The organism is Fervidicella metallireducens AeB (assembly GCF_000601455.1).
Taxonomy (GTDB): domain Bacteria; phylum Bacillota; class Clostridia; order Clostridiales; family Caloramatoraceae; genus Fervidicella; species Fervidicella metallireducens.
The window spans coordinates 70,198-82,540 of sequence record NZ_AZQP01000003.1; the positions used below are offsets into that span (position 1 = coordinate 70,198).

At 30.2% G+C, this 12,343-nt stretch carries 10 protein-coding genes; 3 read left to right on the plus strand and 7 right to left on the minus strand.

Annotated features, from left to right (window positions below; genetic code table 11):
* The first annotated feature begins 212 nt into the window (after nt 1-212).
* A complete protein-coding gene (locus tag Q428_RS01750; protein ID WP_035377608.1) occupies nt 213-2,327 on the plus strand; it encodes a YcdB/YcdC domain-containing protein in 2,115 nt (704 codons plus the stop codon).
* Between the two features lie 49 nt (nt 2,328-2,376).
* Here Q428_RS01750 and Q428_RS01755 read toward each other — a convergent pair whose 3' ends face one another.
* Nucleotides 2,377-4,938: a hypothetical protein gene (locus Q428_RS01755; protein ID WP_035377609.1), complete on the minus strand. Its 2,562-nt coding sequence runs from the start codon at nt 4,936-4,938 to the stop codon at nt 2,377-2,379.
* Between the two features lie 135 nt (nt 4,939-5,073).
* Between Q428_RS01755 and Q428_RS01760 the strand changes: the two genes are divergently transcribed.
* On the plus strand, nt 5,074-5,514 hold the full coding sequence (locus tag Q428_RS01760) for a YaiI/YqxD family protein (RefSeq protein ID WP_035377611.1): 441 nt from the start codon (nt 5,074-5,076) through the stop codon (nt 5,512-5,514).
* 261 nt (nt 5,515-5,775) lie between these two features.
* Here Q428_RS01760 and Q428_RS16630 read toward each other — a convergent pair whose 3' ends face one another.
* Nucleotides 5,776-5,943, minus strand: coding sequence for a DUF6199 family natural product biosynthesis protein (locus Q428_RS16630; RefSeq protein WP_423219569.1), 168 nt, complete (start codon nt 5,941-5,943; stop codon nt 5,776-5,778).
* A gap of 211 nt (nt 5,944-6,154) precedes the next feature.
* On the opposite strand from Q428_RS16630, the gene Q428_RS01770 reads away from it, so the two are divergent.
* A complete protein-coding gene (locus Q428_RS01770) occupies nt 6,155-6,892 on the plus strand; it encodes a hypothetical protein (protein WP_035377615.1) in 738 nt (245 codons plus the stop codon).
* Between the two features lie 501 nt (nt 6,893-7,393).
* Here the strand turns inward: Q428_RS01770 and Q428_RS16235 are convergent.
* The 5 genes from Q428_RS16235 to Q428_RS01795 all read right to left on the minus strand — a co-directional run bounded on the left by Q428_RS16235 (nt 7,394) and on the right by Q428_RS01795 (nt 12,309).
* Nucleotides 7,394-7,585, minus strand: a complete 192-nt coding sequence (locus Q428_RS16235; protein ID WP_278244855.1) for an IS3 family transposase — start codon at nt 7,583-7,585, stop codon at nt 7,394-7,396.
* A 411-nt stretch (nt 7,586-7,996) separates the two neighbouring features.
* Complete coding sequence (gene groL / locus Q428_RS01780) at nt 7,997-9,619, minus strand: chaperonin GroEL (protein ID WP_035377619.1); 1,623 nt, start codon at nt 9,617-9,619, stop codon at nt 7,997-7,999.
* A 30-nt stretch (nt 9,620-9,649) separates the two neighbouring features.
* The gene (groES, locus tag Q428_RS01785; protein ID WP_035377621.1) at nt 9,650-9,934 is read right to left on the minus strand and encodes a co-chaperone GroES; all 285 of its coding nucleotides are present in this window, start codon (nt 9,932-9,934) and stop codon (nt 9,650-9,652) included.
* A gap of 304 nt (nt 9,935-10,238) precedes the next feature.
* Nucleotides 10,239-10,682, minus strand: a complete 444-nt coding sequence (locus tag Q428_RS01790; protein ID WP_035377623.1) for an ACT domain-containing protein — start codon at nt 10,680-10,682, stop codon at nt 10,239-10,241.
* Nucleotides 10,669-12,309 (minus strand): hypothetical protein, encoded by a 1,641-nt coding sequence (locus tag Q428_RS01795; protein ID WP_035377625.1) that lies wholly within the window; start codon nt 12,307-12,309, stop codon nt 10,669-10,671. Before Q428_RS01795 ends, Q428_RS01790 begins: the two co-directional genes overlap by 14 nt.
* Nucleotides 12,310-12,343 lie beyond the last annotated feature (34 nt).

The following is a 12,343-nucleotide window of genomic DNA, read 5'->3' on the forward strand; positions in this document are numbered from 1 at the left end:
GACATACAGATAGAGTAATCTGACTATTTTTGTTTATATTACATTTAATTCTACATAATGCATTTTTTTCCTTTTATATATTTTAAAAAATTCCTTACAATTATCTACAAAATGTTATCTATAAAAATTTTTATATTTTATGGAACTTTTTTCTAAGCTTGAAGTCATATCTATTAGATGTAACCACAAATATATGAGGGAGGAGCGTTAACATGAAAAGACTACTTTCAACTTTTATTATTTTTACTTTTATTTTCATCACTGGAATGCCATTAAAGGGTTTTGCTGCTGTAAAACCTAAAATTGAACTGAAACAGGCAATTGAAATTGCAAAAAATGCATTAAAGCTTGAAACAAAGGGTTATGATTTTTCATACAATTATTATGAAAATGAGAAAAAGACATGGATGCTGCAGTGGAATCAAAAGGGTGGTGTATCAGGCTCTATATATGTATTTATCGATGCTGAAAACGGGGATATACTGAGTATGAATATCTGGAGCAGCAGTGATCAGCCTACATCTAAAATACCTAAGTATACTAAAGATCAAGGCCTTAAAAAAGCAGAGGATTTTATTAAAAAACTTCAGCCTCTAAACTACAAATATGTTAAATTTGATAATTCTTTTGATTATTACTACCCATATGACAATATTTATTCAAATACCTATAATTTCAGATTTATCAGATATATAAATAATATTCCATTCCCAGATAACGGCATGTATGTATCTATTAACAAAAATACATTAAAGGTAGTTGGCTACTCTTATCAATGGGATGAAAAAGAATTACCTTCATCACAAAAGGCAATAAAAATTGAAGATGGAAAGAAAATATTTGAAGATAAACTTGGTTTAGAGTTATCTTATCAGGCAATTTACGATTATCAGAAAAATAAAATAAAACCAATACTTGTTTATTCATTAAAAAAGGGTAACTATCCAATTGATGCTTTAACTGGAGAACTTTTATATAATTATGGGCCTTACTTTGGCAGCCCTTTAGAAAAAAATCAAAGCATGGATAAGCCAGCTGGCAGTAACTTAACTCCAGAGGAACAAATTTCTGTTGATACCAGCAGTAAGTATATAAGCAGCAATGAGGCAGCTGAAGTTGTAAAAAAATACTTCACAATATCAGACAAATATAAATTAGAAAGTTCAAGCCTTTTTATTAACAAACTTGAAAATTCCGCTTCATGGTATTTACAGTGGAATTACAGAGATGAAAAAAATAATGAATATGGAAATATTTCAGCAAGGGTTAATGCTGAAAACTCTAATCTTATGTCTTTTTATATAAATTCCAGTGACTATGCCCATAAATCCGATGAAAAACCAGCTTTATCAAAGGATCAGGCAAGAAAAATTGCTGAGGATTTCTTAAAAAATATAGAACCTGCTAAATATCCACTAACAGAACTTAGAGAATATAACAGGGTATACCCAGTGTATGAAAATGAAACTGGATATTACTTTACATTTATAAGAAAACACAATAATATACCTTGCCCATTTAACAATTTCACTGTTTATGTTGATGCATACTCAGGTAAAATTCTAAGCTATAACATGAGTTGGTTTGAGATTGATCTTCCTTCCAGTGAAAATGTTATTGACCTCAATGATGCTTATTTAACTCTATATAAAAAGTGCGATTTTTCTTTGAAATATATAAAAATGTACAGCCCAGTTGAAAACAACTACTCCAATATTAAACTTGTTTACTCATTGAATAAATTTAATGGATATATTGACGCTAAATCAAAGGAATTACTTGATTACAGCGGTAACCCTGTTAAGGAAATTACTCCTGTAGCCTATAAAGATATTAAGAATACCCCCTATGAAAAAGACATTAAGCTCCTTGTTGAATTTGGCATAATTGATTTTCCTGGTGAAAAATACCTTCCAAATAATAAAATACAACAGAAAGATTTTATTAAGATGTTAGTTAAAATATTAAATCCATATTATGAGGTAAACTCTGAAAAGGATAATTATGACGCATATTATAAAATAGCTGTAGAAAGAAAAATATTAACAGAAAAAGAAATAAATCCAAATTTAACAGTTACAAGACAATCTGCCGCAAAATATTTAATTAACTCTTTAAATCTTGGCTATATTGCAAAGCTAAATGGTATATATTCATCAATATTTAAAGATTTTAAAAACATTTCCAATGAATATAAAGGATATGCCGTTCTATCCTCAGGTTTAAAAATTATTCTTCCTGAAAAAGGATGTTTTAACCCTAAAAAAGAGATAACAAGAGGCGAGGCTGCAAATATTCTCGTAAACTATTTAAAGGTAAATAACTAATTTTATAAGAAAATCCCTGAAAGAATGTATCTTCAGGGATTTTTAATTTCTACCTTCTGATAAATTTATCCTTTATTATGTTTAAAATTGATTTACCCTTATTTTTCTCATTTTTATTACCCATTAATCGTAAATACATCTCACTCCATTGGGCAGGTGTACTTAAATTTTTCCTTATAAATTCATCTTTAACATCACTGTCCAATTTTACAACAAAATCTTTATTCTTCTTTTCTAATATATTTAACAGTAATTTCTTAATAAATTCAATGGTTTCAGTTTCTCCCTGAAGCTTATATACAGGTTCCAGATAAAAAAAGAAATATACAATAAATTTAAGAAATACACTATAACCTATACCTTCATTTTCTAGCAATAATCTTTCTAAATAATAAATATACCTTTGAAAAAGCTCCTCATTTGTATTAAAAACATTTATAGTTCGTATAATTCTTCTATGATCTTCAGCTGTTTTACAAAAAGTAAGAATAAGAGGCATAAACCATTCCATATATTCATTAAATCTTTTTTCACCAAGATTATCTAATTCCACTTCATCTAATACTTCATCAATAGAATAATCTGCATCTTTGTTCTTTTCCATCCATAAAGCCAGATCTATCAGATTTATTATATCCGGTGAGGTCTTTATTCCCATGGTCCTCTTCATATTTTTTAGCTGAAGTATAAAAGCTTCCATTTCATCAGATGGTTTTGTTAAAGCTAAGCCATACTCGAACCCTTTAATTAATAAAGCAATGGAGTCATAATCAAGTTTTATTTCATTTTTAAGCATCCCTTTTAATATATCTGAACATTCATCATTTAAAGCCTCGGCGGGCAACTCAAATATATATAGTTTTACAGCATCAGAATAATATTTACTTTTATATTCCTGAATCTTTTCGAATACATTCTCAAAATACCATTTAAAGAAACCAACCTTATCCTCCCTCTGTTTTAAGAGTACTTTATATTCCTCAAAAATTATTTCCTGGCAGCCTAACTTTGATATTGTTTTTCTAATCTCCAGTGCTTTCTCATTCTCCAGTGATTCCATAATAGAAACAAAATGTTGAAACATGCCTTCTATCATCTTTTGAGATTTTATACGATTATAAAAGATTATAACTAAACGAATAAAATATTCTTCATTTTTCCTGGCTGTTTCCAGAATTTCATCTATTCCATATTCCATTTCAATCAGTTTATTTACAGACATGTCAAAGAGGACTTCTATATTCTCAGATAAAATCGCCTGATTCCAGGAATAACCTAACTCCATAACATTATTTAAAAACATTTTAACGTAAATTTTGTAAAATCCAATGTTATCCTTCTCCTGGATTGCAGATATCAAATAGCTTATTCTGTTTTCATCTAAAGAAAATTTTAACAGAGTCTTAATTCTTTCTAAGCTCATATTTTTAATTTCTTCATAAAAATTGAAAAAACTTTCTTCATCAATTTCCATGTTATTTAATATATAACTGTCAATCATATTATAAAAGAGATAAAATCCCCTGTTTATTAAAATAACATTACTTGTATTCTTTAGAGCTTTGAATATAAAAATAGATGCTGTTTTTATGTTATTTAAATCCTTGGAAAAATCCATTTTATCCATTAAAGTCTCTATTTTTTGGAAAATGTTTAATCCCAGTTTATCTTCAGCAAATTCATTTACAAAATTAAGTGCATTTGTAATTTCATCTATTGTTATTCCTGAAATTTCACCCTTAATTATCTGTACCAAATTAAAACATTCTTCCACCCGTTCATCAGCTTCTTTGTAAGTGAATGCAGATAAGAATCTGTGAAAGGAGTTTAAAACCTCTGGAGAAATCAAGTATCCAAGCTCAACTGTCCTTGGAAATTTTAGATTTCCTTCTATTTTACTTTTATATCCTCTTTTATAATCAAAGATAAGCTGACTATTTAAATGAAAGGATTCTTCAGCATTTGCTCCATAAATTGTATATCCAGTATTCTCTTTGAAAATCATTGATGTTGTAAAATAAATTGTATGTGCCAGCTCAACTGTAAATGCCATTTGAATAGCAGCTATCCATTTCCATATTCTATCTTCATCATCGATAATAGTTACTGGTAAATTTGACTTTTTAAAGTATAAAACAGCAGATATCATATCCTGTAAGCCTGAGGCATTTGTCTGTTTTATAAACTCTGTTACATTCTGAAGGTTTATTTTATTACCAATCTCTATCTGAGTAAGTTCTGGCAATATTTGATTTTCTTTGTCTTCAGGGTTTTCTATGAATATCTTTGAATCCAATAATTCTACTGGATAACAGCCAAAATTGCCCTCCTCAAGAATAATTGCATAGCCAGAATACTCTGATAAATCATCCTCTGAAAAAGTTATTTTTACTAAACATTTATTGCCACTTTTAAGTTTAAAAAAGGAATAATTAGCAATTTGTTTTTTTTCAATAAAACCTTGTTTTTCTTCTTCATTTATATATTTAAATCTTTCCTCAATTTCTCTGATATCCCCGTCATTAATTTCATTGCTTTTAGAAATTATCTCAAAGTTTTTTTCAAGTAGTATGGAGTTTTTAAATGCGAATATCAGCTGCTTAAGTTTCATAATTGTTCCTCCAGAAAAAAGTATTTACATCTATTTAACTTATCGGAAAAGTTTTAACAATTATTTAGTATATTTAAATTGCAATTCATATCATAATATGATATTTTTTGACTATAACATACTCTGGAGGTAATTATGAAAATACTTGTTGATGGAGATGCATGCCCTGTTAAGGATATCATTGTTAAGGTAGCAAAGGAATTTAAGATTGATGTGGTAATTTTTATAGATACCAGTCATATTTATTCTGATGATTATTCAGTTGTCGTCACAGTAGATAAGGGGGCTGATTCTGTTGATATTGCACTGATAAATAAAACGCAGCCTGGAGATATCGTTGTAACCCAGGATTATGGTCTTGCAACTATGGTCCTGTCAAAGAAGGGATATGCCATCAACAACCATGGTCTGATTTATACAAATGAAAATATAGATGCCCTTTTGATGCAGCGATATATTGGCCAGAAACTGAGAAAGTCAGGGGTGAAAACCCACAATCCCCGTAAAAGGACAAGTGAAGATAACTCAAAGTTTGAGGCTCAATTTAGATATTTATGTGCCAAGGCGATAAAATAAGGCTAAAAAAATCCTCCCTGATTTGAGGGTGCGTCTTAGGGATTTTTAATTCCGTAAAAATATCGACATAGTTTGGTATGGATTATCGCTATGCCGATTTTTCATGCTTTGTGGTGGATGTAGAAACTGATGGTTCAAACTCGCCAATGCAGTTATAAACGATTCCCTTATAACAAGTTAAGTTACCAGACGAACTTGTAGCTATATTTTTACTAAATTTTATATCAAATTAGTAAAAAAATAGAGGTATGATTTCTCTGTCTATAAAGTAAACGAGATGAAAAACAACATAATTAAACCAAATATTGTTCCTAAAATTCCTGCAGTTCTTAATAACATAAAGTATGTTTTTGGTGGTTCAGATGTTGCCTTCCATGATTCGGTTATGCTCCATACAAAGCGTGGATTTATTGCGGTAATAAGAGCCATTAATGTACCAAACAAAAAAAATATAAAACCAATTAAATTCAAATTTACTCCTCCTAACTGGTATTCATAATAACTTATAAATACCTTAAATGATATAAAAAGGATTGAAAATATTTGTAAAATGTAATAAGATATACTTGTTATTATAAATATATTACAATAATGGTTAATTTTGGACAAGTATTATTTTAAAATTACGGGAGGGGATAAAATGAAAAAGTTTAGAAAAATTATTTCTTTAATAGTATTCGCATTAATGATTTTAACGAATTCAATATGTGTATTTGCTAACGAAGAAGGTGGCAAACATTTCGATTATGACAAAAATGACAAGTTTCTTTCAGAGTACAATAAAGCAGTTGCAAAAGCTAAAAACGTAGATGAATTATTGCAGATAATAGAAAGTTATGGGTTTGAAAAAGTTAAGGAAGTAAAAACAGTTACATATTACGAAGAAGTAGATGGTAAATGCATAAAAAGCAACAAGAAAAAGGTTATAGAGAATGGCAAAGAGAAGTTCTTTATTGATGAAAAGGAAGTTGATTCAAAAACATTTGTAAGTACATTTACATCTATAAATAGTCCAGAGTTAACACTAACAATGAGACAATACAGGGGAAAACAGATAGATCAATATATTACGGATCAATTAAATTTAGTATATGATTTTTCATGGAGTGGAATAAAAATTTTTGATGATCTTTACGGGGCATGGTGGGATGATAATAAGGTATATAAGACAAGTGTTTCAGCAAGCAGTGGATTAGTATATATGAATACAGATAATACATCAAGAGTATTTAAAGTGCCCGCGTCAGTAAAAGACGGATATATAAATGTAATGCTTAAATCAAGAGATGGTGTTATTAGTGATGACCACGGTTCCGCAACATCAGAGTATAGACACTCATCATTTACTAACTGGATGGGGAGGAAGTTTTGGTGTTAATTTTTTAAAAATATTTAACTTTAGTATCTCATACAATCCTCAATCAATAATTGTAAGTAGCGTTGCTGACTTTCTATTCTAGGAAAATTATAGATATAATTAAACAATGTCCAAAATTATCGTTTATTAAAGAGTGAAAATATAACTTAAAAAGCCACGAAACTTAAGTTTTGTGGCTTTATTTACTCGAAAGAACAATAGCAGGTGAGAATCTGCATCTCCAACCGCTAATGCGTGGCGACGGCTGCCTGTTCCGTCCTCAAAGTTCTTTCCTTTAATTTTCTATACCAATTTTTTTAGATATCAATTTAAAAAAACTTATAAAATGTTAAAAACGACAATTTATGTATAATGAAACTTGGACAATTTAACTTATGCTTAATTCCTCATGGAAATATTGTAATGTAGAGAAATTGCATAAGTCTTGGTTTCTCGATATATCAAGCCTTATCAAAGCTTTTTTGTATTTTTCTGGATTGTCAACACTTTTTTGTACAATTTTTATTCGGTCATTTTTGCTAGGCGATATTCTACTGGTGTCATATAATTCAGATTACCATGAATACGTTTGTTGTTACACCATGATACATAACTTTGTAATTCTTTTTTAAACTCAAATGATATGTTTTGAAACGTCGCATCTGTACGACCACCAGATAGTAATACATCTTCACTATGGTATTGTCCAGCCATTGTAGGATTAAGTTCTTTCAGAATAGGCTTGATAATATCGGAGTAAAAATGTATTTTAATATCATCTTCATTTCTAAAAATATTTCGCTTGAAATCATATTTAAGTTTTTTAAATCCATATGTAGTCTCCTTTCGCAAAGATACAAATAAATCATAATTTATCGTAACACAAAAAACTCATTGGTCAATATGAATATAGGGCTATATATGGCTAATTTCACATAGATATTATCTATTGGTCAATTGGCCATTGACAACATGATGTTTGTATTATACATAAAGAAAGACTGCACTAAAGGTTTTATCCTTCGGTGCAGTCTTTTATGCTGGTTTCCGCTTGAAGAGAGTCGGCCAAAAATTCACTTGTTTTCATAAATCCCTAAGGCCAACTCTCTTTGGGAGAATTTTTTATTAATACATATCTGGCATTCCGCCTGGCATACCAGCTGGCATGTTATCTTTCTTTTCTGGAATATCTGCAACTACTGCTTCAGTTGTTAAGAATGTTGATGCAACTGATGCTGCATTTTGAAGTGCTGATCTTGTAACCTTAGTTGGATCAACTATACCAGCTTTTATCATGTCAACATATTTTTCATTTAATGCGTCAAAACCAATTCCAGCTTCGCTGTTTTTAACTTTTTCCATTATTACAGCTCCGTCTAGTCCTGCATTTTCAGCAATTTGTCTTACTGGTTCTTCTAATGCTCTCTTGATTATATTGATACCGATTTTAGAATCTCCTTCAGCTGTAAGGCTTTCCACAGCCTTAATAGCTGCAACGTATGCTGTTCCACCACCTGGAACTATTCCTTCTTCTACAGCTGCCTTTGTAGCTGCAAGTGCGTCTTCTATTCTTAATTTTCTTTCCTTAAGTTCTGTTTCACTAGCTGCTCCAACCTTTATAACAGCAACTCCACCAGCAAGTTTAGCAAGTCTTTCCTGAAGTTTTTCTCTGTCAAAATCTGAAGTAGTTTCTTCTATTTGAGCTCTTATTTGTGAAACTCTTGCTTTAATTTGTTCCTTATCGCCTTTCCCGTTAACTACAGTTGTAGTTTCCTTTGTAATCTTCATTCTCTCTGCACGGCCAAGCATTGTTATATCTGTATCCTTTAAGTCTCTTCCAAGCTCTTCTGAAATCACTTGACCACCAGTTAAGATTGCAATGTCCTGAAGCATTTCTTTTCTTCTATCTCCAAATCCTGGTGCCTTTACAGCAACACAAGTAAATGTTCCCCTTAGCTTATTAACAACTAATGTTGCTAATGCTTCACCTTCAACATCTTCAGCTATTATAACAAGTTTTCTTCCTTGTTGTACGATTTGTTCTAAAACAGGAAGTATATCCTGAATGTTTGATATCTTCTTATCAGTAATAAGTATATATGGATCATCTATTATAGCTTCCATTTTTTCTGCATCAGTAACCATGTATGGGCTGATGTATCCTCTATCAAACTGCATTCCTTCAACTACATCAAGCTCAGTTCCCATTGTCTTTGATTCTTCAACAGTGATAACTCCTTCATTACCAACCTTTTCCATAGCATCAGCTATTAGTTTTCCTATTTCTTCATCAGCAGCTGATATTGAAGCAACTCTTGCTATATCTTCTTTTCCTTCTATTTGCTTTGAAATCTTCTTTATTTCTTCAACTGCAACTTCAACAGCCTTATTAATTCCACGTCTTATAAGCATTGGGTTTGCACCAGCTGTTACGTTCTTAAGACCTTCTCTTATTATAGCTTGTGCTAGTAATGTAGCTGTTGTTGTTCCATCTCCTGCTACATCATTTGTCTTTGTTGCAACTTCCTTAACAAGTTGAGCACCCATGTTTTCATATGGATCTGCAAGCTCTATTTCTCTTGCTATTGACACACCGTCGTTAGTTATTAATGGTGCACCAAATTTCTTATCTAAAACAACGTTTCTTCCCTTTGGTCCAAGAGTTATTTTTACAGTGTTAGCAAGCTTATCTACACCTTTTTGCATTGAACGTCTAGCTTCTTCACTAAATAATATTTCCTTTGCCATTTTAAAACCTCCCCTTTAAGTTTATTATCATTACTCAACTATTGCCAGAATATCATCTTGTCTTAATATTGTATATTCTTCTCCATCAACCTTAACTTCATTTCCTGAATACTTTGAGAATATTACCTTATCCCCAACTTTTACCTGCATTTGAATTTCTTTACCATCAACAACTCCACCAGGTCCAACTGCAATTACCTCTGCTATTTGTGGTTTTTCTTTAGCAGCTCCTGGAAGGACTATACCGCTTTTTGTAGTTTCTTCAGCTTCTACCTTCTTAATAACAACTCTGTCTCCAAGTGGTCTTAAGTTCATTGTAAACCCTCCTTGTATATTTTTATTTATATTTTACTTAATATTTTACTATTCATTTGTTAGCACTCAATTGAATTGAGTGCTAATACAAGTATAATATTAAATAAATCCCACAATATTATCAAATTAACATTAATAACTAATCAGCCCACTTTTTATGATTATCTTTGATTAACGATAATTATCTTATTTTTTCTCATAATTTCTTACAATATATACTTTTTTCACTAATAGACTTAGTATATGTAACCATTTAACCACAAATAAAGGCATGTGGTCAAACTAAATTTTGACTCCATGGCCTTTAGAAATGGGAAATTAATCTCAATGCCTTTACCCCTTTAAGATGTTTAATTGATGCAAGTAACTCCTCCTGACTTCTATTCATTGAAATTGTATCAATTGAAATTGAAACCATAGCCTCATCATCCTGAGGTATACTTTGGTTTATGGTAAGTATATTTGCATTACATTCAGCAATCTTTTCCAAGATTCTAGATAGTGTTCCTGATATATGATGCAGTATAAGCATAAAAGTCAATATATTTGATTTGCTTTCATGGAATTCAAAAATGCTATCTTTATATTTATAGTAAGAGCTTCTGCTTATACCCGACCGTTTTGCAGCTTCGTTAATTGTTCTGCATTCACCTGTTATCAGCAGTCTCTTAGCCTCAGCTACTTTGATATAAACCTCAGGCAAAGCAGATGCTTCAACTACGTAAAATTTTGAATTATTGATGACCATAACTTCCCCCTTTGCCCTCTAAACAGCTAATTTTTATTTCTTTAATTTTTATCTTGTTTTTTACAAAGCATATATAATCCATCAATATGCTGTATCGGGAGTATTTATTATCCCTTTTTGATAAATCCAAAATAACTGTCAATTTATTGGCATCAGCAGTGTATTTCACTTCCTGCCTGATAACTGCCTTCCTGCTGACATTCCATGCCTCTATAACATTGGTTTTAATGATATCCTCGCTTGATATATCAATCATTATCTTTTCGCTATCTGTGTTTTTTAGATTCTCAATTATATGTTTTATATAACCCTCTATCTTTTCATCTGTAGCCTGAAGCAGTTCTATAACAATGTTATTGTTAGTCTTATCAATCTTTTTTATTAAAATTTTATTTAACAGGCTGGTTGAGGTAAACAAAACTATAAATGTCAGTGCACTATATATTATATTAAATTCAGGAAATAATAGCAAAGACATTAAACAATATCCTGTAAAGGAAATATTGAAGGTGTAGAAAAATAAATTCAGATTGTTATAGTTCTCTTTCACATAAAGCAGCTTTTCTATTCGTTTAGACTTATCAATACATTGAATTATATTTATTGTAGATGAAATTAAAAAGCTAAGTATCCAATAGAAATATATTAACAACTCTATTGTTTTAATGAATCTTAAGTCTGACTTACGAATTATGATGTAAATAAAAAGAAAAAAGGTTATTATTCCCGAAGATATAAACCCATATATTTTACATTCATCGAATGTAAGGAAACACATGAGATATTGATAAGCATACAAATCAATTACAGAATCCCTTTTGTTTTTATATCTTTTCTTTAAATTTTCTGCAAGAAATATTTCTGCAAAATTCCATACATATATCCTGTTTTCATCAAGTATATAGATTTCATCATTAAATATTTGAAAATCAATGAAATTATTTAATCCTAAAACATCAGGAACTAATTTCTTTACTTCACCTGTTGTTGTATCTAGGATTATTAAATTATCAGTTTCACCTGTAACCAAGGCAAGAATATAATCCCCATAATTTAATATTTTACTGATAAACCCATTGTTTTCTCCTACACTGAATTGCCACTCATTTAAAATTTTACCTATGTAATTCATTTTTATAATCCGATAGGTGTTGTCAAAATTAAAGCCTCCAAGAAAAATATAGTCGCCATATAAACTAATACAACTACCAAACAATATATTAGGCTGTATTACCCCTAAATTATCACCATTTTCATTAAAAATTTTTATTAACGTTATATTCTCTTTATTTCCTAAACAGACAAAATGGCCAGTTTCATTTATTTTTAAATCAAAATATATGCCATCAGTTTCAAAAATTTTTTCTTTGTTATTTTTATTAAATCTATACATACTTGTATATTCTCCAATATTAAGGATATACATCTTTCCATCTGATAAAATAAATCCCTGTCCTCCATCTGTTTCACCAATCACCTCAGTGTTACCATCTTTATAAAAACAAAATTTTCCTTCATGTTTATTTAATTTATCAAAATAATATATGCCATCATCAATTAATTCAAATATCTGCGGAACTACGGAGTCCTTAAGATTTATGATTTTATTTTCGGCAACACTTGCCATAGCTAACCTCCCTTTCTTTCTTATAACTATATTA